Source organism: Gordonia sp. (in: high G+C Gram-positive bacteria) (genome assembly GCF_047600565.1).
Classification (GTDB): Bacteria; Actinomycetota; Actinomycetes; order Mycobacteriales; family Mycobacteriaceae; genus Gordonia.
Map to the genome: position 1 here is coordinate 338,567 of NZ_JASGKN010000001.1, position 23,317 is coordinate 361,883.

Below are 23,317 nucleotides of genomic sequence, written 5' to 3' on the forward strand. Positions count from 1 at the left end.
CCGTCCCACGAGACGGTGCTTGACCGGATGCGGGTGCATCCGGCTGCGACGGGCAGCCCCGATCCGCCGAAACGGTGGGCGGAACGACGCCGATCGCGGTCAAGGGGCTCCTTGGTGACGCGCGTCCGGCGAACCGATCGCTGGGGTCGAGTCTAGAGCAGACCCCGGACCCCAGTCACAACGGCCCCGCGTCGTGAATTTAATTCCGGCCAGGTCAGCGGCCTCTCCGCGCCGCGGCGGAGAAACCCGCCGATCAGTCCTTGGTGTCGGCGATGACCTTGATGATGCTCGGACGCAACTGCGACGGGGCGATCACCGCATCCACCGAGCCGACGCGGACGGCGCGCTCGATGTCGTGGACGGCGTCGAACTCGGCGGCCAGCTCGGAGAGCTTCTCCTGCCGGACCGAGTCGCGGACCTCGTCGAGTTCGGCGCTCAGCGAGGCGCGGTCGGTGCCGGTCGCCTGCGTCAGCCGCGACTGCAGCTCCTGGACGCGATCGTCGGCGGCGGTACGCATGCGGACCTCGCTGGCGAAGACCACCGCGGCGGCCGGTGCGCCACCGAGCACCGAGGCGTACGAGCCCTCCAGTGCCAGGATCGTCATGTTCTCGTTCAGGGTCTTCGAGAAGACCACGAACGCGCCGCCGTGGTAGCGGGAGATCACGCAGAACACGATCGGACCGTCGAAGTTGACGATGGCCCGGCCGATCTCGGCGCCGTACTCGAGCTGCAGCTTGCGCATGGACTCGGGGGAGCCGTCGAAGCCGGACAGGTTCGCCAGCACCACCACCGGGCGGTTGCCGCTGGCCGCATTGATGGCCCGGGCCGCCTTCTTCGACGACAGCGGGAACAGGGTGCCGGCGCTGAACGTGTCCGGTCCGTCGGCCGGAACGAAACCGTGACGCGGGACCGGCTGCGATTCGATGCCGATCAGGCACACCGGGTGACCGCCCATATGGACGTCCTGCACCACGGCCGTCTCGGCGTCGGCCATGCCTGCCCACCGCTCCAGCACCGGATGGTCCTGGTCGGAGACGGCGCGCATCACCGAACGGATGTCGAACGGCTTCTTGCGGTCCGGGTTCTTCTCGGCCGAGAAGATCTCGCCGACCGTCGCGAAATCGCTGCCCTCCACGTTGTGCGGGAAGCTCGAGATGTCGCGGTCGGACGGATCCTTCGTCTCGCCGGTGCGCGGACCCGCCTCGCCGGGCACCACATACGAGTGCTCGTAGTGGTTCATCAGGATGTCGCGGGCCGCCGGCAGATCCGGCGCCCAGTACTGGGCCTGACCGTTGGGTCCCATGACCCGGTCGTAGCCGCCGATGCCGTAGTTGTCCTCGGCGGACACGCCGCCGGAGAAGTCCAGAGCCTGCTTGCCGGTCAGCACCATCGCCGAATCCGGCGTCATCACCAGAATGCCCTTGGTGTGCATCAGCATGGTGGCCTCGGCGTTCCAGTACGCCTGGCCGCCGACGTTGATGCCGGTGACGACGATGTTGATCTCGTGGCCGTCCTGGGTGAACTCGACGATGCGGCGCAGCGCGGCGGCCACCCAGTCGAGGTTCTCGGTGCCCGAATCCATCTCGACGGCGGCACCGGACGACAGTGCGTACCACTCGACCGGCACACCCATCTTCTCGGCCAGATCGAGCGCGGCGATGTAGCGGCGGCACTCCGGTTCGGTGAGCGCACCCAAAGACTTGGTCGGGTCACCGAGCATCACCACGCGGGTGACACCCTCCGGATACTTGTCGGTCGTGGTGGTCACGACGCCGATCACGACGGCCGCGGTGTTCTCACCCTTCGGACGCTCGACGGCGACGAGCTCGTTCTTCGCGTTCAGGTCGTATTCGGTGAACTCGCCGAGCAGGTCCACCAGCTCGTACGGGTACACGTTGCCGCGGCTGCTGGCGCGCAGCACCTTCTGGCGGTACTCGTCGACCGGCTCCAGCGGGGTGTCGCTGGGCTCGCCGACGCTGATCTGCGACCGGCCGGCGGCGTCGAAGGTGATCTTGACGGCCACCTTGCGGAGCTCGCCGCTCTTCTGATCCCGCTGGCGGGCGATGAGCAGGATCTGCTCGAGACCGGCGCCCTCGGTGAGCGCGGTGCCGAGGGTGTGGCCCACGACGCTCGCCAGCTGCTTGTCGGTGACGTCCAGCGTCGGCCAGATGTACATGACGATGCGGTTGGTGTCGAGACGCTTGTTGCGCGGGCGACGGGCGTGAACGCGGCGGATCGAGTCGACGCACGCCTCGAGGGTGCGCTCGGCGGTCGGCAGCGACAGCAGACGGCCGTCCTTCTCCATCACCGCGGTCAGGTCGCGGACCTGAGCGAACGCGATGAGGCGGTCGTCGGCCGGATTGGCCTTGGCGACGGCGCGGTACAGGTACACCTCTTCGTCGTCGGACGACGGCAGTCGCTGGACGTCGAACTTGCGGAGCCGCTCGAACTGCATGCGCTGCGCGATGAACGGGTGCAGGCCGCGGATCAGGCGATCCTCCTCCAGACCCGTCGAGGACGGGCGGAAGGTGACGTGGTGGTGGATGGCGTCGTTGCCGGCGCCGGCGACGGTGAAGGTGACGCGGTGGACCTGGGCGGGCAGCGCGCGGCCGCTCACCACCTCGTGCAGCTTCTCGGCCATCTCGTCGAGATCCTCGGGCTGTTCGTCCCAGCGGAGGTACAGGTCGGCGTCGATCGATCCCGAACCGTCGGCCAGTTCTGCCAGCCCGACCAGCGCGGTGTCGAGCTTGTCGAAGCTGGTGGCCACCGACACGACCCGCGAGTGGCCGCGGGTGGCGGTGACGAACGTGCAGCCGCCGGCGCGGTGCACGGTGATGTGCTCCAGACCCTTGTTGCCGTAGTAGCGGCGGGTCAGGACCTCCAGCATCACGGTGTTGTCGAGCGAGTCGTCGGTCAGGCGCTGGCTGAGGACGCGCACCAGCGGCTCGGTGCCGCGCACCATCTGCTGGATGCGGTCGGCGCTGTCCTCGGCGTCCGGGTGGGCGTCCAGGTACTCCAGGTGAGCGTTCACCTGGTCGTACAGCTTTTCGCGGCTCGCCTGCAGCTCGGGCAGACCGAACCAGTGGTACAGCACGCCGCGGCCCAGATCGGCGACCGCGGGGAAGCGGGCCTGGGAGGCGGTGACGAGACGTTCCAGGCTGTGGCCCACCCGATCGCGGATCTCCGGGTCGGGGGTCGGCTCCTTGAGCCAGCGGCGCAGCAGCAGCGAGACGGCCGAGGCGGTGGTGTCCAGACGCTGCAGTGCCAGGAAGATCCGGAACACCGCCGATTCGAGCTCGTCGGTGCGTTCGAGGTCGGTCACCCCGTAGTCCGCGAGGGCCGCGGACAGCTTGTTGCGGAACTGCTCGGGCAGGGCGGCGGCCTCGACGTCCAGGCTCTGCAGGTAGGTGTGCAGGTATTCGCGGGCGCTGTGCACGCGCTCATCGACGTCGTCGTCGTCGCCGGGCCGGCGGCGAGCGAGCTCGGCCAGATCGGTGAAGACGTCGATCAGCTCGACCTCCTCGGCGATCGGACGGTCACCGGCGTCCTCCTCGGCCTGACGGGCATCGGAGTACTCGGACAGCAGATCGCGCTCGTCGTCGGGGTCGACGTCGAAACCGAGGATCCGGCTGCGCAGCTCGTCGCGGTACCGTTCGGCCTGATCGTGGACGGTCAGTTCCTCGGTGGACTCGGGCAGATCGAGCACGGCATCGGCGGCATCGTCGCCGGCCGCCTCGTCGGCGTCGTCGGCCAGCGGCTCGAGGCGCAGCAGCGGCGCACCGGTCTCGACCTGGGCGCCGACGCTGACGACGCACTCCTTGAGTCGGGCCTTGAACGGTGCGCGCAGCACCGTCTCCATCTTCATGCTCTCCAGGACCAGCACCGGGTCGCCGGCCTCCACCTCGGCGCCGACCTCCAGCGGAGTGGCGATCACCAGGGCGGGTGCGGGGGAGCGCACGACGCCGCCCTCGTCGCGGCTGACGCGGTGCGTGATGCCGTCGACCTCGACGAGGTGGGTGGGGCCGTGGGTGTCGGTCAGCAGGCGGTAACGCTCACCGTTGACGGTGAGACGACCGGCGTACTGGTCGTAGCGCTCGAGTTCGACGTCGGCGGTCTGCGAGGCGTCGCCGGCCTCGATGACGACGCGGAAGGTGTGGGCGCCGATCCGGGCGACCCGCACCCGGTACGACACACCGCGCAGCTTGAAGTCGATCGGCCGGCCGCTCTCGTGACGCACCTGAGGGCGTCCGCCGCGGGCGGTGGACAGGAGGTGATTGAGCTCGGCCTCCTCCTCTTCCAGATAGGCGTCGATGGCGGCGGCGGCCAGCGCGATGGAGGAGTTCTTCGTGGAGACCAGACGGCCTTCTTCACGGACGCGGTCGATCCAGCCGGTGTCGGCGCTGCCGTCGATCACCTCGGGCTGGTTGAGCAGATCGATGATGAAGCTGCTGTTGGTGGCGCCGCCCTCGATGACCACGCTGGTCCGGGACATGGCGCGGCGCAGCCGGCCGAGCGCCTCTTCGCGGGTGCTGCCGTAGGCGATGATCTTGGCGATCATCGAGTCGAAGTCGGCGGGGATCGTGTCGCCCTCGCTGACGCCGGTGTCGACACGGATACCCGGGCCGGTCGGCAGTTCGAGGCGGGCGATGTGGCCGGGCGACGGCGCGAAGTCCCGATCGGGATCCTCGGCGTTGAGGCGGGCCTCGACGGCGTGGCCGCGTTCGGCGGGACGCTCGCCCTCCAGCTTGCCGCCACCCGCGACATGGATCTGGGCGCGCACCAGGTCGGTGTCGGTGGTGGCCTCGGTGATCGGGTGCTCCACCTGCAGCCGGGTGTTGACCTCGAGGAAGGCGAACAGCTTCTCGCCCGGGTGGTACAGGAACTCGACGGTCGCCGCGCCCTGATAGCCGACCTTGACGGCCAGTCGCTCGGCGGCGGCCTTGACCTCGGCGACCTGCTCGGGGGAGAGCACGGGGGAGGCGGACTCCTCGATGACCTTCTGGTTGCGGCGCTGCACCGAGCAGTCGCGCACACCCAGGGCCCATGCGGTCTCGCCGTCGGAGATCACCTGGACCTCGACGTGGCGGGCACCGGTCACCAGGCGTTCGAGGAAGACGATGCCGCTGCCGAAGGCGCGCTCGGCCTCGTCGCGGGTGCGCTGATAGGCGTCCACCAGATCGGCTTCGTTGTCGACGCGTCGGATACCGCGTCCACCGCCGCCGGCGGTGGCCTTGAGCATCAGCGGGTAGCCGATCTTCTCGGCGGCCGCGACGGCCTGCTCCTGGGTCTCGACTTCGCCGCCGCTCCACGGTGCGACGGGGACGCCGACCTCTTCGGCGATCAGCTTGGCGCCGATCTTGTCGCCCAGCTGGCGCATGGCCTCGGGGGACGGGCCGATGAAGGTGACGCCGATCTTCTCGCACACCTCGGCGAACACAGGGTCCTCGGCGACGAAGCCCCAGCCGACCCACGCCGCGTCGGCGCCGGTCTCGGTGAGGGCCTTCTCGAGGAGGTCGTAGTTGAGGTACGGGCGCTCGGCGGCGGGGCCGAGGTCGTAGGTGATGTCGGCTTCGCGGACGAAGGTGGCGTTGCGGTCCACGTCGGTGTGCAGAGCGATGGTCTGCACCGAGTCGCCGGTCTCCGCGTTCAGATCTCGAACGGCGTTGATGAGGCGCATGGCGGCCTCACCCCGGTTGACAATCGCGATACGGCGGAACACGTACGCCCTCTCTGCGTCGTGCCGCGGCGTCGGTGCCGCGGCGGCGGTCTCAAGCTTCGTGCCGGGTCCACCGTCCGGGCTGAACGGTCGATGCACACGGCGGCACGGGGCCGGATCCGGCGGGTACCGGATCCGGGACATCCTCTCCATCCTAGGGATGTCCGCCGCGACCCGAAACGCCTACTCTCCCGTAACCTTCGCGAAGTGACTCAGACAACTGTCCGGAGCCGGCCGAAAAGTCCGGTTTCGGGTGGCCGGCGTCGAGGCCGGCGTCTAGGGCCAGCGGTCGTCGAGACGGTCGTCGACGTCCCAGTCCAGGGCTTCGCGGGCGAAACGGCGTACCGGTCCGACGGCCGCAGCGAGTGCCTCGGTGCCGCCGGACCGGGCGCGGCCGGTCATCCGGCTTGCGGAGCCGGCGGGCGCGCGGACACCGACGACGGCCAGGAGTTCCCCGGTGGTCGGTTCGCAGACGGCCCACACACAACGATCGCCGGCCCGCCAGCCGTCCTCGGTGCCGGCCACATACCCTGCGGGGTCGGCGGCACCCAGATCGGTCAGCGCGGCGACGTCGGACAGCCGATCGTCGGCGCGCAGGCCGCGCAGATACCAGGCGCCGGCGTTCACCTCGACGGGTTCCAGACGGCGGCTCTCGGCCGGCGGCACGCCCGGGCTACTTGATCTCGAGGAGAACGGTGCCCTGGGTGACGGCGGCACCGGCTTCGACGGACAGGCCGGTGACGGTGCCGTCCTTGTGGGCGGTGACCGGGTTCTCCATCTTCATGGCCTCCAGCACCACCACCAGGTCGCCGGCCGCCACGGTGTCGCCGTCGGCGACGGCGACCTTGACGACGGTGCCCTGCATGGGTGCGGCGACGGCGTCACCCGAGGCGGCCGCGCCGGCGGCCTTCTTGCGGGTGCGGGAGGCCGGCTTGCGGCGGACCACCGGACCGGTTCCGCCGGCCAGGTTCAGCTCACCGGGCAGCGACACCTCGACACGGCGGCCGTCGACCTCGACGACCACGTTCTGGCGAGGGAGGGTGTCGTCTGCGCCGTCACCGGAACCTTCGAACGGTGCGACGGTGCCCGCCCAGTCGTCCTCGATCCACTTGGTGTAGACCTCGAAGGAGGAGCCGTCGCCGACGAACGCGGGATCGTCGAGCACGGCGCGATGGAACGGAATGACGGTGGCCAGGCCCTCGACCTTGTACTCGGCGAGAGCACGACGGGCCCGCTCGATCGCCTGCGTCCGGTCCTCGCCGGTCACGATCAGCTTGGCGAGCATCGAGTCGAACTGGCCGCCGATGACGTCGCCCTGACGGACACCGGAGTCGACGCGCACGCCGGGACCGGCAGGCTCCCGGTACACCGAGACCGGGCCGGGGGCGGGCAGGAAGTTGCGGCCGGCGTCCTCGCCGTTGATGCGGAACTCGATCGAGTGGCCGCGCGGAGCGGGATCGTCGGTGAACTCGAGTTCCTTGCCTTCGGCGATGCGGAACTGCTGGCGCACCAGATCGATGCCGGAGGTCTCCTCGGTGACCGGATGCTCCACCTGGAGGCGGGTGTTCACCTCCAGGAACGACACGGTGTCGCCCTGCACCAGGTATTCGACGGTGCCGGCGCCGTAGTAGTTCGCCTCCCGGCAGATGGCCTTCGCGGAGGCGTGGATGCGGGCACGCTGCTCATCGGTCAGGAACGGCGCGGGCGCCTCCTCGACCAGCTTCTGGAAGCGGCGCTGCAGTGAACAGTCGCGGGTGCCGGCGACCACGACGTTGCCGTGCTGGTCGGCGATCACCTGGGCCTCCACGTGGCGGGCCTTGTCCAGGTACTGCTCGACGAAGCATTCGCCGCGCCCGAAGGCGGCGGTGGCCTCACGGGTGGCGGATTCGAAGAGTTCGGGGATCTCGTCGATGGACTGGGCCACCTTCATGCCGCGTCCGCCGCCGCCGAACGCCGCCTTGATGGCGACGGGGACGCCGTACTGCTCGGCGAACGCGACCACCTCGTCGGCATCCTTCACCGGATCCTGGGTGCCGGCGGCCATCGGCGCCTTCGCCTTCTCGGCGATGTGGCGCGCGGTCACCTTGTCGCCGAGGTCGCGGATGGACTGCGGGGAGGGGCCGATCCAGGTGAGCCCGGCGTCCAGGACGGCCTGGGCGAAGTCGGCGTTCTCGGACAGGAAGCCGTAGCCGGGGTGGATGGCGTCGGCGCCGGCCCGGGCAGCGGCATCGAGGATCTTGTCGAACACCAGGTACGACTCGGCGGACGTCTGACCGCCCAGCGCGAAGGCCTCGTCGGCGAGTTCGACGAACAGGGCGTCGGCGTCGGGCTCGGCGTAGACGGCGACGCTGGCGATGCCCGCGTCCCGGGCGGCCCGGATGACCCGTACAGCGATCTCACCGCGGTTGGCGACGAGGACCTTCTGGATGGTCTTCTGGGCGATCTTCGGCTTCGGCACTGACACTCCTGGCTGTGGCCCGCGGGACGGGCGTCGTCGTGGTCAACGGCGTCGAGTCTATTCGACGCGGGGCTGATCACCCCTCAAGGTGTCTACTCTCCGGCGGCGATACTCGCGAGTAGGTCCGCGAAGTCGGTGAGGAACGCCGCGAGGGCGGCACCGTCCGCGTCGTCGGCCGGGAACCGCGTGTGCAGCAGAAGACCCACGTCGGTCCGGTTGACCCAGACGTAGACCTCGTCGTCGGAGTAGGCGTGACTGCGCAGCGCCAGATCCCCGGCAGCAGCCGACGCGGCGTTCCCGGGGACGCGGCGCAGATCCATGTAGGACACGACGAATCGGGGTGCCGGATCGAAGCCGAGGATCTCGGCGAGCCGCAGCAGGGGAAGGGACGCCCCGGCCCGCGCCGAGTCCAGGGAGTCCATCGCGCGGTCGAGTGCGACCGGGAAGCCGGGATCGTCGGCGACGTCGACGGCCACCGGCGCCAGGCCGACGAACCAGCCGAGCGCGGTCTGGAAGCGTTCGGAGGTGCGGGTGTGCCGGGGCATGAGGGTGGCGAACCGGTCGGCGCCGGTCTGCGCCCGGTAGACGATCGCGGCCGCCGCGAGAAGCCCGCCGACCACCGTCGCACCGCCGTGTCCGGCGCAGGCGCGTTCGAAGGCGGCGGTGCGGTCGGCGTCGAGCAGCAGATCGTTGTGGGAGCGCTGCGGAATCCGGGTCTCGGGGCGATCACGCTCCGGGAGCGCCTCGAAACGGGGCAGGGCGGTGTCGCCGTCCAGGAATCCGCGCCAGACGGCGACCGCGGGATGGTCGTCGCCGGCCTCATCGGCGGCGACCCGTTCGGTCCCGGAGAAGTCGATGTAGCTGCCGGTCCGCGGCAGACGTCCGGCGGTGCGGTCCCGCGCCGCCTGATACAGCTCACGGAACTCGTGCGGGGCGTTCGCCAGTGAATAGCCGTCGACCAGGGAATGGTCGGCTGCGAAGAGCAGGGTGAAGCCGCCCGGCCGGGAGACCGTGGCGAAACGGTACGCCGGCCACAGCAGCGGCGCGGTCGCCCGGTCCAGGGATCCGGCGATCTGTTCGGTCAGCAGATCGGTCTCGGTGTACCAGCCGATCCGCCGCATGGTGACGCGCACGGTGCCCGGATCGGCGGTGTACCGGGTGGTCGTGGACCCCGACAGGGCGACGTGGGTGCGCAGCACCTCGTGCCGGTTGATGTACGCGGTCAGCATGGCGCGGACGGCCGGCACGGAGAACGGCTCGTCGAATTCGACGGACACGCCCAGCCAGGCCTCCCGGCCGCCGGCCTGATTGGTGCGCTCCCGGTACTCGTGTGCGGACCGCAGATGATGCTCGTGATTGTGCGAGGTGGCGCGGGGATCGCGGTGCCAGTCGCCGAAGCCGCCGGGCGTCGACGGGGTCCACTCCACCAGGCCGCCGGGCCGGATCGGCGCGTCGAGGATCTGGACGAACTCCATCTCAGGCGGCGGTCTGCTCTGCGACCTGACGCTTGATCCGGGCGAGCATCCCGGCCATGCCGCGCAGCCGCAGCGGGCTCACCACCGAGTCCAGGTTCAGGCTGTGCGCGAAGTCGCCGGGCACCGCCGCGATCTCGGCGGCGGTCGCACCGTCGAGTCCCTGATGCAGGATCGACGCGAATCCGCGAGTGGTCGGTGCCTCCCGGGGCGCACTGAAGTAGAGCTTCACGTGCTGCGGGTCGGATGCGTCCACCGACAGGAAGATCGGCGACTGGCATTCGGGAACCGGTTCCATCGCCGCCGTCTGCAGATGCTCGGGCAGGTCGGGCAGTTCGTCGGCGAACTCCAGCAGCAGGGTGGTGCGATCGGAGTCGCCGAGTGCGGCGAAGTCGTCGACGATCTCGGTCAGGGCCGGGGTCAGAGTCATGGGCTGTTGACTCCCCGGCGTCAGGCGCCGACGGTGCCGGGCGCGTCGCCGACCGCGATGGGTGCCCGCACCTTGTTGCCCCACTCGGTCCACGAACCGTCGTAGTTGCGGACGGCGTCGAAGCCCAGCAGATAGGTGAGGACGAACCAGGTGTGGCTCGAACGCTCGCCGATCCGGCAGTACGCGATGGTCGGTGTGTGCGGGTCCAGACCCGAGTAGATCTCGTCGAGCTCTGCACGGGTGCGGAAACGCGAGTCGGGGGCGGCCGCCTTGGCCCACGGAATGGACACCGCGGTGGGGATGTGGCCGCCGCGCAGGGCACCCTCCTCCGGATAGTCCGGCATGTGGGTGCGTGCGCCGGTGTACTCCTCGGGCGACCGGACGTCGACGAGCGGCTCGGTGCCGAGAGCGGACAGCACCTCGTCGGCGAAGGCGCGGATGGTGGAGTCGTCGCGCTCGACCACCGGGTAGTCGCTGCGCGGATAGTCGGGGACCTCGAACGAGGTCTCGCGCTGCTCGTCCATCCAGGCGGTGCGGCCGCCGTCGAGGAGACGCACATCGGGGTGGCCGAACAGGGTGAACACCCACATCGCGTAGGCGGCCCACCAGTTGTTCTTGTCGCCGTAGACGACGATGGTGTCGTCGCGTTCGATGCCCTTGCTGCGCATCAGTTCGGCGAACTGCTCGCCGTCGATGTAGTCGCGGGTCACCGGGTCGTTCAGGTGCAGATGCCAGTCGATCTTCTGCGCGGTCGGGATGTGGCCGATGTCGTACAGCAGCACGTCCTCGTCGGACTCGATGATCTTCAGACCCGGCGCGCCGAGGTGGGCGGACAGCCATTCGTTGCTGACCAGGCGCTCCGGGTGCGCGTACGACGCGAACGCCGGATTCGGATCGACATCGACTGCCACAATTGCTCCGTTCTCAGGCGCGACGCCGCCGGATGCGGGCCACCGGATACAGCATACGGCCGCAGGGCCCGTGACCGTCGACTCAGGCGGCTCCGCCGCCGTGCCACAGGTCGGTCACCGAGACGCCGACCTGATCGGCGAGGCGACGGACCAGCGGCAGGCTGATGCCGATCACCGACGACGGGTCGCCGTCGATGCCGTCCAGCAGCCATCCGCCCAGACCGTCGAGGGTGAACGCGCCCGCCACTTCGAGGGGTTCTCCGGAGGCGGCGTACGCCTCGATCACGGCGTCGGACACGTCGGAGAAACGGATCTCGGTGGACACCGTGCCGGTGGCGGCACCGGTGACCGCGCCGTCGCTGAGCCGGGTGACGGTGTGGCCGGTGAGGAGATGTCCGCTGCGGCCGCGCATCCGCTTCCAGCGCTCGATCGCGACATCGGCGGTGTGCGGCTTGCCGGCGAGGGCCCCGTCGAACAGCAGCATCGAATCGCAGGTGAGCACGAGGGCGTCGGCGGCGGTCTCCCGCCACTGCGGATCGCTCAGGAGCCGGGAGAGGACGGCGTCGGCCTTCGCCTGCGCCAGCGTCACCACGACGTCCTCGGGCGCGGCTCCGGTCAAGCGGTCCAGCAGTGCGTCCTCGTCGACGTCGGAGACCAGGACGAGCGGTGCCACACCGGCGGCGGTCAGGATGCGCCGGCGTGCCGGCGACGCGGAGCCCAGGACGACCCGGGTCATCAACCGCGGTTGTTGTAGCCGGTAGGCAGACCCCAGGACTGCCGGTGCAGGTCGGTCGCCCGCCCCCACAGATCGCGCGGCGCGGTGTCGGTGTGGGCGGCCTTGGCAGCGGTGAAGACCTGAATGATGGCCGCCGTCTCGACGTCGGTCGGGTCTCCCTTGACGACCGTGACGAAGGGCTCCGGCGCGCTCACAGCGGAATGTTCCCGTGCTTGCGGGGCGGGGTCTGCACGAACTTGCGCTCGAGCAGGCCGAGCGCGTTGGCGACCTGACCGCGGGTGTGACTCGGCGGGATCACCGCGTCGATGTAGCCGCGCTCGGCCGCCACGTACGGGGTGACCAGCGCGTCCTCGTACTGCTGCCGCAGCTGCAGGGTGAGCGCATCCACGTCCTCGCCCTCCTCGGCGGCCTTGGCCAGCTTGCCGCGGTACACGACGTTCGCGGCCGCGGCCGGATCGGTGACCGCGATCTGAGCGGTCGGCCAGGCCAGGTTGACGTCGGCACCCAGATGTTTGGAGCCCATGATGTCGTAGGCGGGACCGAACGCCTTGCCGATCACCACGGTGACCTTGCCGACGGTGGCCTCGCCGTACGCGTAGAGGAGCTTGGCGCCGCGGCGCAGCAGCCCGCCGTGCTCCTGGGCGGTGTCCGGCAGGAACCCCGGCACGTCGACCAGCGTGACGATCGGGATGTTGAAGGCGTCGCAGGTGCGGACGAAGCGGGCGGCCTTCTCGGCGGCGTCGATGTCCAGGCAGCCGGCGACCACGGTCGGCTGGTTGGCCACGATCCCGACGCTGCGGCCGTCGATGCGGCCGAAGCCGATCACGATGTTCGCGGCCCGATCGGCCTGCACCTCGAAGAACTCGTCGTCGAGCAGACGATCGATCACGCCGTGCACGTCGTACGGCTCGTGCGTGGAGTCGGGGACCAGGCCGTCGAGTTCGCGGTCGGTGTCGGTGACCGCGTCCTCGATGGAACCCTCACGCGGGGCGGCCGGCTCGCGCGGCGCCTCGGCGCGGTTGTTGCTCGGCAGAAAGCCCAGCAGTTCCTTGATGTAGCCGATCGCCGACTTCTCGTCGTCGGCGATGTGGTGGGCGACACCGGACCGGGTCACCTGGGCGTGTGCACCACCCAGTTCCTCGGCGGTGACGTCGTCGCCGGTGACGGTCGTGATGACCTCGGGCGCCATCACGTACAGCTGGGCCGGGCCGGACACCATCACGGTGAAGTCGCTCAGGGCGGTGGCGTAAGCGGCGGCACCGGTCGTCGGGCCGACCACCAGGGAGATCTGCGGGATCACGCCGGACGCGCGGACGGCGCGCTGGAAGATGTCGCCGGCCAGGCCGAGCGCCACCACACCCTCTTCGACGCGGACGCCGGAGCCGTCGACGATGCCGATGAGCGGGCGTCCGGTCTTGACCGCCAGATCCATCGTCTTGAGGATCTTCTCGCCGTGGACCTCGCCGAGCGCGCCGTCGTAGACCGAGGCGTCCTGGCTGTAGACGCACACCTCACGGCCGTCGACGGTGCCGTACCCGACCACCACGCCGTCGCCGTAAGGCTTGTTGCCGGGCATCGAGAACTCGTTGCTGCGGTGCTTGGCGAGCGCATCCACCTCGGTGAACGAGCCCTCGTCGAGCAGTTCCTGCACCCGCTCCCGGGCGGTCAGCCGGCCCTGTTCGTGCAGAGTGTCCGCGACGCCGGGTCCGACCGGGTGCTGCGCGTCGGCGAGCCGGTTGCGCAGATCCGCCAGTTTGCCGGCGGTGGTCTTCAGGTCGGGGGCGGCGCCGTCGCCGCGCTCAGCAGTGCTCATGACCATTCATGCTATCGAGGTCTCGGCGCGACGCGTCAACCGACACGTAGGGTCGTCGGCGTGACCGAGACGAACCTTCCCGACGCCGCATCCGTCCGCACCGCTCTGGCGGGTACCCGCTGGCGCCGCATCGAGGTGGTGTCCGAGACGGGCTCGACCAATGCGGACCTCGTGGCACGGGCCGGGGCGGGCGAGGATCTCGACGGCACCGGCCGTATCGCCGGCCGGCAGACCGCCGGACGCGGGCGCCACGCCCGGGTGTGGCAGACCCCGGACGGTCAGCTGGCGGTGTCGGCGGCCGTCGCGGTGCGGGCGGAGGACGCCCCGTCGCTGGGCTGGCTGTCGTTGCTGACCGGCCTGGCGGTGCGGGAGGCCGTCGCCGGGGTCGCCGGTGCGGCGGTGGAACTCAAATGGCCCAACGACATCCTGGTGGCCGACGGCCCGGATGCGGGCAAGAAGCTGTCCGGCATCCTCTCGGAGTTCCGGCCCACCGGTCCCGGGGGGATCGCGGTGATCGGCACCGGGCTCAATCTCGACCTGACCGCCGCCGAGCCGGCCATCCCGACGGCCGCCTGCCTGCGTTCGGTGGCGGGGACGCCGGTCGACGCGACCGCGGTGGTGGTCGCCTATCTGTCGGCGTTGTCCCGGCTGCTGGACCGCTGGCAGGACGATCTGCCCGGACTCGCCGACGACTACCGGTCCGCCAGCGCGACGCTGGGCCGGCCGGTGCGACTGATCCTGCCCGGTGACGTCGAAGTGATCGGGACCGCGTCAGCGGTCGACGAACAGGGCCGCATCGTGGTCGATGGACCGGACGGCCCGGTGACGGCGGCGGCCGGCGACGTCACGCATCTGCGGCCGGCGTAGCCGCGGCGCGGTCAGTGGTGCTGGCGCCGGCGCTTGGAGCTCTGCGCGCCCATCTGCGGGATGAGAGCGAGTACCGGCAGGCCGATCGTCAGGTGGATGATCGCGGTGGCGATGCCCTGCGAGACCTCCGAGCTCAGCGAGGCGACCAGCGGGATGATCGCGGCGGCCGCCACCAGCAGGCCCACCACCCAGCGGTAGAAGCTGTTCGGCGTCGGCGTGATCATCTGCAGCACGTACCAGAGGGCTCCGGCGAACAGAGCGGCCAGGAAGCCGACGATCGCGTACCAGAACTCCGACTCGCCCAACGGATTCCAGATGCCGAGCTTGCCGGAGTCGTTGATCTGCTGGGCGACGGTGCGGATGATCCAGGCGACCAGCCAGGCGGCGAGACCGGTGACCACGCCGGTCATCAGGACGCCGCCGGTGAACATCACCGGGTCGACGTCGGGGCCGCGGGACGGCTTGGCCGGTGCCGGCGCGGCGCCGTACTGGGTGGGCGGGTAGTCGGGCTGACCGTACTGGGCCTGGCTGTACTGCGTCTGGCCGTACTGGTCGGTGTACTGCGTCTGCGGGTACTCCGGGTACTGCTCGCTGTACGCGCGGGTCGCCGGGTTCTGGCGGTTCGGGTCGGGGTACGTCATCTGGCCCTGCCTCGTCATCGGAGCCTCGTCGATACGCGACGAACACTCAGCGGTGGTCACTTGAGGCCAGTGTACTGGCGCGACGCGGCCCCGGGCTCGACTGCGCACCACACCGGGCGGACTAACCTGGCGGCATGGCCTACCCCCGCGAGAACCTGGCGCCCGGCGAACACGTCGTCGTGCACCGGCATCCGCACTGGAAGACGCTGGTGGTTCCGCTGACGGCGTTCGTGCTGGCGTCGGCGGTCGCCGGAGTCCTGGGTGGACTGCTGACCGGGTCGTCGGAGCCGGGCGCCGTCCGCACCTGGGGGCTGGCGACGATCGGCGTGTTCTGGCTGCTGGCGTTCGGCTGGTGGTTCGTGCGCCCGATGGTCGTCTGGCGGACCACCCACTTCGTGGTGACCGACCGCCGCGTCGTCTACCGGCACGGCGTGGTCACCCGCTCGGGGATCGATCTGCCGATCTCGCGCATCAACACCGTGGAGTTCCGGCACGGCCTGATCGACCGCATGCTGGGCACCGGGTCGCTGGAGATCCAGTCGGCCGTCGAGGATCCGCTGGTCTTCCACGCGATCCCGCATGTGCAGGCCGTGCACGCCCTGCTGTACGAACAGGTGCTCGACCATGCTCAGGAGGAGGCGACGTGGCGATGACCGGACGCGCGGTTCTGCTCGCCGAGGACGATCCGGCGATCGCCGAACCGCTGGCCCGCGCCCTCAATCGTGAGGGCAATGAATGCACGATCGCCGCCACCGGGCCGGAGGCCCTGCTGGAGGCGCTCTCGGGTGCCTACGGGCTGCTGATCCTGGATCTGGGGCTGCCCGGCATGGACGGTCTGGAGGTGTGCCGCCGGGTTCGTGCGGAACGTCCGCAGCTCGCCGTTCTGATGCTGACCGCCCGGACCGACGAGGTCGACTTCGTGGTCGGGCTGGATGCCGGGGCCGACGACTACGTCGGCAAACCGTTCCGGCTGGCCGAGCTGCTGGCGCGGGTCCGCGCCCTGTTGCGCCGGAGTGCGGGCGGCGACGACGTGGTCCTCGACGGCGGTGGTATCCAGCTGGATGCCCGGGCCCGCCGGGTGGTGGTCGACGGCGAGGAACTGACGCTCGCGAACCGTGAGTTCGATCTGCTGCGCTGCCTGATGGAACACCAGGGCCAGGTGGTCACGCGCGACGACATCATGAGCGAGGTGTGGGGGTCGACGGACCTGCGGTCGTCCAAGACCCTCGACATGCACATCTCGTGGCTGCGCCGCAAGATCGGCGACGACCAGCCGGGCCGGGCCAAGCACATCGCGACGGTGCGCGGTGTCGGCTTCCGGTTCGACCCGTAGGCCGCCGTGCGTCGCCGGATTCTGAAGACGATGATCGCCGCGCTGCTGGCGATGAGCGTGCTGCTGGGTGTGCCGCTGACGGTGCTCACGTGGCGGTGGATCGCCGATTCGGCGAACCGCGACCTGTCGTCGCGGGTCAAGACCATCTCCGAGCACGTGCTCGACGAGGAGGCGACGGGCGCCCTGGGGAGCCCCGACGACCTGGATCTCGCCCAGTTCCGGCTGCTGGTGCCGGCCCACGGCAACCTGACGCTGCAGTCGCCGAAGGGGAGCCGGGAGATCGGGGTGCCGCGGGCCGGCAAGAGCCTGTCGCAGTCGGTGGACCTCGGCGAGGACTCGACGCTGACCCTGTCGATTCCGGCGTCGGAGATCCGGCCGTCGCAATGGCTGGCGGTCGGCGTGCTGATCATGGTGATCCTGGGATCGGTGGGCGGCGGAGCGCTGGTGGCGGTGCTCACCGCACGACGTCTCAGCGAACCGTTGACCCAGGTCGCCGACCGGGCGGCGCGGATGGGCCGCGGTGACCTGTCCACCGAGTGGCCGCGCTACGGGATCGACGAGCTGGATCGGGTGTCGGAGGCGTTGTCGGAGGCGAACGCCGAGATCGCGGACCGCCTGGAACGCGAAGGGCAGATCATCGGCGACGTCTCGCATCAGTTGCGGAGCCGGCTCACCGCGATCGGTCTGCGCCTGGACGAACTGACCCTGCACCCCGACCCGGATGTGGTCGCCGAGGCGTCGGAGGGCGTCGCGCAGGTGGAGCGGCTGTCCGCCGAGCTCGACCAACTGGTCGCGGCCTCCCGCGAGGAGAGCGGACCCCGCAGCGGCATCGACGTCGAGGAGACGATCGACACCCTGATGGACGACTTCGAACCGGCCTTCGACGCGCAGGGGCGGACCCTGCACGCGCAGATCAACGGACATCCGCGCGCGGTGTCCGGACGCCCGGGCCGGCTGCGGGAGGCCCTGAGCGTGCTTCTGCACAACGCGCTGCAGCACGGGGCCGGTGATGCGCGGGTGACCGTCGACGATCTGGGGTCGGCCGACATGGTGCGTATCGCGGTGAGCGATGACGGTCCGGGCGTCCCCGACGATCTGGCACCGGACATCTTCCGCCGCGGCTTCTCCGGCACGTCCAGCACGGGACTGGGACTGTCGCTGGCGCGTGCCCTCATCGAGGCCGACGGCGGGCGACTGGATCTGAGTTCGCGGCGGCCGCCGGTGTTCGCGGTGGTGGCGCCGGTGCGTCCCGAGGGCCGTGACGCCGACCCGTCGGATGAGGAACCGGTCCGTCAGGACCGGGTACCGCACCGCTAACCGGCCGGGCCGCAGCGGGCAGGGCGTCAGTCCTGGGCGCCGACGGTGTCGTCGAGGTCGACCTTCTCCTCGACGATGGGGCGATGCCGGACCGCGCGGAAGGTCCAGAACTTGTTGACCAGGAAGTTGATGGGCATGGTCACGATGATCGCGATCAGCTGCGACCAGTATTCGCGGGAGGCGAAGCCGGCGTTCTCATGGAACGGGGGCGTCGGCAGGTAGATCGGCGACGTCGGATTGGTCAGCGCGATCTTGAGGACCAGGCCGACGGCCGCCGCGACGCTGCCCACCACCAGGAACGGCCAGAACTCGCTCCACCAGCTCGCATGCTGGGCGGTTTTGAACGTGAACGTCCGGTTCAGCTGGAAGTTGTACATGTTGGCGACCAGGAAGCCCACGATCCACACCAGGGCGGTGAAACGGACGTTGAACGCGGTGCCCGGGATGTCCCAGACGATGCTCTGCGCGTTGGCGGTGCCGCCGTGCATCTTGTTCATGATGATCGCGACCACCATGTTCACCACGACGCCGGAGGCGCCGATTGCGGCGAACCGGATGAACTGGCGCACGGTGCGCTTCATTCGTTCGGCGGTGAGGTCGGCCATCGTGTCCATTTCTCGTCGTGGCCGCCACGGGGCTGGGGCGGCACAAGGTCCCAGTGTACGGCGTGCCACGCCGGTGACCGGAAACCTGCAGCCCGCGATGGAGGGATCGGGCCCGGGGATGCCAGGATTGACGTCGTGAGTGCCAGCCCCGATCCCGCGAAGACCATGCCGACCGTCACCATGATCGGCGGTGGTCAGCTCGCCCGCATGACGCATCAGTCGGCGATCGCGCTGGGCCAGTGCCTGCGGGTGCTGGCCGCCTCCGCCGAGGAGCCGGCGGCGGCGGTGAGCGCGGATGTCGTGCTGGGGTCGCATGACGAGCTCGCGGATCTGCTGCGCGCCGCCCAGGGTGCCGTGGCGGTGACCTTCGATCACGAGGGTGTGCCGCTCGAGCATCTGAAGGCGCTGGAGGCGCAGGGCGTGGCGGTGCGTCCGCCGTCGGCGGCGCTGCAGTACGCGCAGGACAAGATGTCGATGCGGCAGCGGCTGGCCGAGCTCGGTCTGCCCGTTCCCGACTTCGTCGATCTGTCCGGTGACACGGCGGCGGCGCGGTCCGCCCTGCAGGCCTTCGGTGACCGGCACGACTGGCAGATCGTTCTCAAGGCGGTGCGCGGCGGCTACGACGGTCGCGGCGTGTGGCTGATCGACGGCGACGCCGACGCCGCCCTGCAGGTGTTCGACGATCGCGCGGGCACCGACACCGTGTTGATGGCCGAGCAGAAGGTCGCCATGCGACGCGAGTTGTCGGCGATGATCGCCCGCTCACCGCACGGGCAGGGCGCCGCATGGCCGGTGGTGGAGACCGTTCAGCGCAACGGGCAGTGCGCGGTCGTGCTGGCGCCGGCCCCGGATCTGGACGACGAGGTGGCGCAGCGCGCCCAGCAGATGGCGCTCGGTCTGGCCGATCAGCTCGGGGTGGTCGGCGATATGGCGATGGAGCTGTTCGAGACCACCGACGGTGCGCTGATGGTGAACGAGCTGGCGATGCGTCCGCACAACAGTGGCCACTGGACCATGGACGGCGCGGTGACCTCGCAGTTCGAGCAGCATCTGCGCGCCGTGCTCGACTACCCGCTGGGTGAGACGACGGCGCGCGCCGAGGTGATCGTGATGGCCAACGTCCTGGGCGCCGGGGAAGCGCCCGCGATGTCGATGGACGAGCGTCTGCACCATCTGATGGCGCGCATGCCCGACGCGAAGGTCCATCTGTACGGCAAGTCCGAGCGCCCGGACCGGAAGGTCGGCCATGTCAACATCGTCGGCAAGCCGGGCGAGGACGTCGAAGCGGTACGCGAACGTGCGGAGCGTGCGGCACAGTGGATGAGCACCGCGGTCTGGTCAGACGGCTGGGATCCGCACACCGATACGACCGCCGCCGAAAGGGAGCGAAACGATGGTTGAGTCCGACCCGATGGTTGAGTCCGACCCGATGGTTGAGTCCGACCCGATGGTTGAGCCTGTCGAAACCCCGAAGGGGCCGCGGGTCGGCCTGATCATGGGCAGCGATTCGGATTGGCCGGTGATGGAGGAGGCCGCGAAGGCGCTCGCCGAGTTCGGTGTCCCGTTCGAGGTCGGTGTGGTCTCGGCGCATCGCACGCCGCAGCGCATGATCGATTACGCGCAGGGTGCCGCCGATCGGGGGATCCAGGTGATCATCGCCGGCGCCGGCGGTGCCGCGCACCTTCCGGGCATGGTCGCCTCGGCCACACCGCTTCCGGTGATCGGTGTCCCGGTGCCGCTGAAGTATCTCGACGGCATGGATTCGCTGCTGTCGATCGTGCAGATGCCGGCCGGTGTGCCGGTGGCCACCGTGTCGATCGGCGGCGCCCGCAACGCCGGACTGCTCGCCGTGCGCATTCTGGCGGCTGCTGAACCCGCGCTCCGCGACAAGATGGCGACCTTCCAGGCCAGCCTGGAGAGCATGGTCGCCGAGAAGGACGAGAAGCTCCGGAAGACCCTGCTCGGCGAGTGACACCGGCCCCGGACCTCGACTGTTGATTTTGTGTCCGCCACGAGCACGAAATCAGCAGTCCGCGAGCTCGTCGAGGGGTATGCGGTTCGTGGAGTCGCGTTGATCCCCGGGCAGTGCTGCTGACCGGTCGGTAGGGTCGCGCGGTATGACTACGAACAGGGTGCTCGTCACCACGTTGTTCACGGACGGAACGACCGGCTGGACCGCTGGATGCGCAGCGCAGTCATAGCGTGAACGAGCTCGAGGACGCCTACGACACGATCGTCGCCGAGACGTTCGACGCGATCGCCGCGGTTCTGGACGACTGTGACGACACGACCGTCAACGCGGTGCCGGATGCTCCGGGCGTCAACTCGGTGTTCGCTCTGGTGACACACCTGGATGGGGTGATCGCCGATTGGGGTGGCAACCTCGTGGCCGGTGAGGGGATTCCGCGTGACCGGGACGCCGAGTTCACCGCGACCGGGACCGTCGCCCAGGCCCGGGTGCTTCTGGATCGTATGCGCGAACGTCTGCCGCGTTACGTCCACCTCGCCCTGACGCGGGGGATCACCGATCGCGACGTCACCATCGCCTCGACTCGTCCCGGAGCCGCTGATGCGACTCCCGAATTCGCGGTGCTGCACCTGTTGCGTGAGCTGACCCAGCACACGGGTCATCTGCAGATCTGCCGCGATCTGGTCTGCCCTCGCGCCCTGTGAATGTGGTGTGGCCTGCTGCCCGTACACGACAGCAGGCGGCACCGGTTCACCGCGGGTTCAGAGCGGCGACGACCTCGGCGGCTGCACGTTCCTGTGCTTGACGAAAGCCGGTGCCGGCCCACAGGTTGATCACCTGGGGATCGGCGGCGGCAGCCTTGCGCAGCGGGCCGGTCAGCGTGTTGATCTGCGGATAGACCGGCGGGGCGATGTCGGTGAAGTCGCGGATGAAGTCGTTGATCAGGCCGCGCGCCAGGCGGCCCGAGTAGGCGCGCGTCGTGACGGTCCGGGTGAAGCCCGCGTTGGTGAGGGCCGCGCGGTGTGCGGGCCGGGTGCCGGCCTCCGGACAACGCAGGGACGGACCGCCCGCCATGGGGGCGCCGACGACGGGGACGGGCAGGGTGGTCAGATCGAGCATGGGGTCTCCCTATGAGGTGGGTACACGGACGATGTCGAGCGGTATCTGCGCGCGCCGGACGAAGCCGAGGTTCTCGTACAACGATCGCGCCGGATTGTCGGCGGTGGTGTGCAGGAACGGCCGGTCGCCCGCGGCGACGACCCCGTCGCCGACCGCCCGGATGAGACGGGTCGCCAGACCGGCGCCCCGGGCCGCCGGGTGGGTGCAGACCGCGCTGATCTCGGTCCAGCCGTCCGGCTTGGATCGCTCCCCGGCCATGGCCAGGAGCCGGCCGTCGTCCGGATCGCGATAGCCCAGATAGGTGCCCAGATCGAGGGTGCGCGGCAGGAACGGACCCGGTTCGGTCGCGGCGATCAGCTCGATGATCTCGGGGACGTCGCCCGGACCCAGCCGGACGAGTTCGGGATCGGGTGCGGTGGCCAGATCCTCACCCGAATACAGCACCAGATCGAACGTCGTGAGCGGTTCCCAGCCGTCCGGGAGCGGACTCTGACGGTCGCGCAGTCCGATGGTGCCGCCGGGTCCGGCGAGGACGGCGAGGTCATCCCAGTCGCCGGCGGTCAGGTCGCGGGGATGGGCGTAGAAGACCGATACCTCCGGGTCGTACGCGCAGACGCGCCCGCGATGGCGGGCGAACCGGCGTTGACGGCCGCGCAGCGCCGAACCGAACGGGTCGTCGAGTGGGGCTAGGTCGAGGTCGGTCACTGCGCGCCCGAGACCCCCAACTTGTCCTGGAAGAACGCGATGACCCGATCCAGGGTGTCGCGGGTCGGCTGGCCCGGCTCGTCGATCAGATGCTCGGTGACCACCGAATGCGGTGGGATCAGGGCGTCCGGGTTGGCGGCCGAATCGGGCAGCTCGACGGCGATGAACGCGTCACCCAGCTGCTCGCGCAGGAATTCGAAGCGTTCGGCCGGCACCAGCCTGTCGCCCTCGAACCGGGCGCCCATCACCTGCAGCCCCTTCGCGCAGCGCACCTTGACGGTCTCGAGATCGTCGGGGCTGATGTCGATACCGCGGCGCCGGCCGGGCGTCAGGCCGAGCGGCAGGGACGGCTGTGAGAGGACCGGTGCGACCATCCGGTCGTCGACGGACATGGCGAGGGCGAACCCTCCGGTCACGCACATGCCGATGGCTCCCACGCCCGGTCCGCCGCATTCGTCGTGGGCGCGGGCGGCCAGCGCCCGCAGCCACACGACCACCGGTGAGCTCTTGCCGGTCGCCCACCAGGTGAACTCGCGAGACACACAGATGGTGCCGAACGCCTTCGACATGGTGGCCGCCACTCGCGGCATGTCGGTGGGGCCGGCCGGCACCGGGGAAGCACCGTCGGTGCCGAACAGCGACGGCAGGTAGACGGTCAGGCCGGCGTCGGCGACGCGGCGGGCGAAGTCGATGACCTTCGGTGTGATCCCCGGGACCTCGGCGATCACGATGACGGCCGGCCCGCTACCGGTCCGGTAGTACGGGTGCGTGATGCCGTCGTCGGTGAAGGTGTGCGTGGTGAAGCCGTCGAACAGGTCGGTCACGACGCGTCGGCCCCATCCACGATCCGGCCGAACAGGACGCCCTCGAACGGCCGGCCGATCCACCGGGCGAAGCCGACGACGTCGGGGGAGTCCGGCGGAAGGATCCGCGCACCCGCGACGTGCAGGGTCGCGCCTTCGCGCACCAGGTCGAAGTGGCCGGCGGCCAGGACGTTGCGGACCCAGTCGCTGTCGGCGCCGTAGACGAGCGGGATCGACAGCCGGTCGTCGTCGATCCAGGCCAGAACCGGCGTCGAGTAGGCGGTGCCGGAATTGCGGCCCACGTGCTGCACGACGGCCCACGGCTTCAGCCGGGGCGCCCAGGCGCTCTGGATGGGGTTGGTGACGTACTTGTTCGCTCGCGCGACGGCTCGTGGCACTCTCACGGCTCTCAGTGTGCCCTC

22 protein-coding genes are annotated in these 23,317 nt (G+C 70.0%); 7 read left to right on the plus strand and 15 right to left on the minus strand.

What is annotated here, in order from left to right; translation table 11 throughout:
• Positions 1-253: 253 nt before the first annotated feature.
• From QM774_RS01660 to QM774_RS01700, 9 genes are all read right to left on the minus strand, one after another.
• Positions 254-5,719 carry a carboxyl transferase domain-containing protein gene (locus QM774_RS01660; protein ID WP_414976554.1) on the minus strand — a complete coding sequence of 1,822 codons (5,466 nt, stop codon included), beginning with the start codon at positions 5,717-5,719 and terminating at the stop codon, positions 254-256.
• Positions 5,720-5,992: 273 nt separating this feature from the next.
• Positions 5,993-6,358, minus strand: a complete 366-nt coding sequence (locus QM774_RS01665; protein WP_414976555.1) for a hypothetical protein — start codon at positions 6,356-6,358, stop codon at positions 5,993-5,995.
• Between the two features lie 31 nt (positions 6,359-6,389).
• Positions 6,390-8,174, minus strand: a complete 1,785-nt coding sequence (locus tag QM774_RS01670; RefSeq protein WP_414974238.1) for an acetyl/propionyl/methylcrotonyl-CoA carboxylase subunit alpha — start codon at positions 8,172-8,174, stop codon at positions 6,390-6,392.
• Between the two features lie 92 nt (positions 8,175-8,266).
• The gene (locus QM774_RS01675; RefSeq protein WP_414974239.1) at positions 8,267-9,649 is read right to left on the minus strand and encodes a condensation domain-containing protein; all 1,383 of its coding nucleotides are present in this window, start codon (positions 9,647-9,649) and stop codon (positions 8,267-8,269) included.
• A 1-nt stretch (position 9,650) separates the two neighbouring features.
• A complete protein-coding gene (locus QM774_RS01680; RefSeq protein WP_414974240.1) occupies positions 9,651-10,076 on the minus strand; it encodes a SufE family protein in 426 nt (141 codons plus the stop codon).
• A 20-nt stretch (positions 10,077-10,096) separates the two neighbouring features.
• A complete protein-coding gene (locus QM774_RS01685; protein WP_414974241.1) occupies positions 10,097-10,987 on the minus strand; it encodes a sulfurtransferase in 891 nt (296 codons plus the stop codon).
• Positions 10,988-11,069: 82 nt separating this feature from the next.
• Positions 11,070-11,723, minus strand: coding sequence for a Maf family protein (locus QM774_RS01690; RefSeq protein ID WP_414974242.1), 654 nt, complete (start codon positions 11,721-11,723; stop codon positions 11,070-11,072).
• Entirely contained in the window at positions 11,723-11,917 is a 195-nt protein-coding gene (locus QM774_RS01695; protein WP_414974243.1) for an acyl-CoA carboxylase subunit epsilon, read from the minus strand. The genes QM774_RS01690 and QM774_RS01695 overlap by 1 nt, the downstream gene beginning before the upstream one ends.
• Positions 11,914-13,536: an acyl-CoA carboxylase subunit beta gene (locus QM774_RS01700; RefSeq protein ID WP_414974244.1), complete on the minus strand. Its 1,623-nt coding sequence runs from the start codon at positions 13,534-13,536 to the stop codon at positions 11,914-11,916. The genes QM774_RS01695 and QM774_RS01700 overlap by 4 nt, the downstream gene beginning before the upstream one ends.
• A gap of 60 nt (positions 13,537-13,596) precedes the next feature.
• On the opposite strand from QM774_RS01700, the gene QM774_RS01705 reads away from it, so the two are divergent.
• Positions 13,597-14,403 (plus strand): biotin--[acetyl-CoA-carboxylase] ligase, encoded by an 807-nt coding sequence (locus QM774_RS01705; protein WP_414974245.1) that lies wholly within the window; start codon positions 13,597-13,599, stop codon positions 14,401-14,403.
• An 11-nt stretch (positions 14,404-14,414) separates the two neighbouring features.
• On the opposite strand, the gene QM774_RS01710 is transcribed toward QM774_RS01705, so the two are convergent.
• Entirely contained in the window at positions 14,415-15,044 is a 630-nt protein-coding gene (locus QM774_RS01710; protein ID WP_414976556.1) for a hypothetical protein, read from the minus strand.
• A 134-nt stretch (positions 15,045-15,178) separates the two neighbouring features.
• On the opposite strand from QM774_RS01710, the gene QM774_RS01715 reads away from it, so the two are divergent.
• From QM774_RS01715 to QM774_RS01725, 3 genes are read left to right on the plus strand one after another with little or no spacing between them, the layout of a single operon-like run.
• Entirely contained in the window at positions 15,179-15,697 is a 519-nt protein-coding gene (locus QM774_RS01715; protein ID WP_414974246.1) for a PH domain-containing protein, read from the plus strand.
• Positions 15,694-16,377 (plus strand): response regulator transcription factor, encoded by a 684-nt coding sequence (locus QM774_RS01720; protein WP_414974247.1) that lies wholly within the window; start codon positions 15,694-15,696, stop codon positions 16,375-16,377. Before QM774_RS01715 ends, QM774_RS01720 begins: the two co-directional genes overlap by 4 nt.
• Positions 16,378-16,407: 30 nt before the next feature.
• Complete coding sequence (locus tag QM774_RS01725; RefSeq protein ID WP_414974248.1) at positions 16,408-17,694, plus strand: sensor histidine kinase; 1,287 nt, start codon at positions 16,408-16,410, stop codon at positions 17,692-17,694.
• A gap of 26 nt (positions 17,695-17,720) precedes the next feature.
• Here QM774_RS01725 and QM774_RS01730 read toward each other — a convergent pair whose 3' ends face one another.
• The gene (locus tag QM774_RS01730) at positions 17,721-18,299 is read right to left on the minus strand and encodes a GtrA family protein (RefSeq protein ID WP_414974249.1); all 579 of its coding nucleotides are present in this window, start codon (positions 18,297-18,299) and stop codon (positions 17,721-17,723) included.
• Between the two features lie 165 nt (positions 18,300-18,464).
• On the opposite strand from QM774_RS01730, the gene QM774_RS01735 reads away from it, so the two are divergent.
• From QM774_RS01735 to QM774_RS01745, 3 genes are all read left to right on the plus strand, one after another.
• Positions 18,465-19,700 (plus strand): 5-(carboxyamino)imidazole ribonucleotide synthase, encoded by a 1,236-nt coding sequence (locus QM774_RS01735; RefSeq protein WP_414976557.1) that lies wholly within the window; start codon positions 18,465-18,467, stop codon positions 19,698-19,700.
• A 46-nt stretch (positions 19,701-19,746) separates the two neighbouring features.
• Positions 19,747-20,271, plus strand: coding sequence for a 5-(carboxyamino)imidazole ribonucleotide mutase (gene purE, locus QM774_RS01740; protein WP_414976558.1), 525 nt, complete (start codon positions 19,747-19,749; stop codon positions 20,269-20,271).
• 230 nt (positions 20,272-20,501) lie between these two features.
• On the plus strand, positions 20,502-20,972 hold the full coding sequence (locus QM774_RS01745) for a DinB family protein (protein ID WP_414974250.1): 471 nt from the start codon (positions 20,502-20,504) through the stop codon (positions 20,970-20,972).
• A 46-nt stretch (positions 20,973-21,018) separates the two neighbouring features.
• On the opposite strand, the gene QM774_RS01750 is transcribed toward QM774_RS01745, so the two are convergent.
• Genes QM774_RS01750 through QM774_RS01765 form a run of 4 tightly spaced genes read right to left on the minus strand, consistent with a single transcriptional unit; the run spans position 21,019 to position 23,299 of the window.
• Positions 21,019-21,387 carry a nitronate monooxygenase gene (locus QM774_RS01750; RefSeq protein WP_414974251.1) on the minus strand — a complete coding sequence of 123 codons (369 nt, stop codon included), beginning with the start codon at positions 21,385-21,387 and terminating at the stop codon, positions 21,019-21,021.
• 9 nt (positions 21,388-21,396) lie between these two features.
• Positions 21,397-22,092 (minus strand): GNAT family N-acetyltransferase, encoded by a 696-nt coding sequence (locus tag QM774_RS01755; RefSeq protein WP_414974252.1) that lies wholly within the window; start codon positions 22,090-22,092, stop codon positions 21,397-21,399.
• Positions 22,089-22,916, minus strand: a complete 828-nt coding sequence (locus QM774_RS01760) for a dienelactone hydrolase family protein (RefSeq protein ID WP_414974253.1) — start codon at positions 22,914-22,916, stop codon at positions 22,089-22,091. Before QM774_RS01760 ends, QM774_RS01755 begins: the two co-directional genes overlap by 4 nt.
• Positions 22,913-23,299 (minus strand): nitroreductase family deazaflavin-dependent oxidoreductase, encoded by a 387-nt coding sequence (locus QM774_RS01765; RefSeq protein WP_414974254.1) that lies wholly within the window; start codon positions 23,297-23,299, stop codon positions 22,913-22,915. The genes QM774_RS01760 and QM774_RS01765 overlap by 4 nt, the downstream gene beginning before the upstream one ends.
• Between the last annotated feature and the right edge of the window lie 18 nt (positions 23,300-23,317).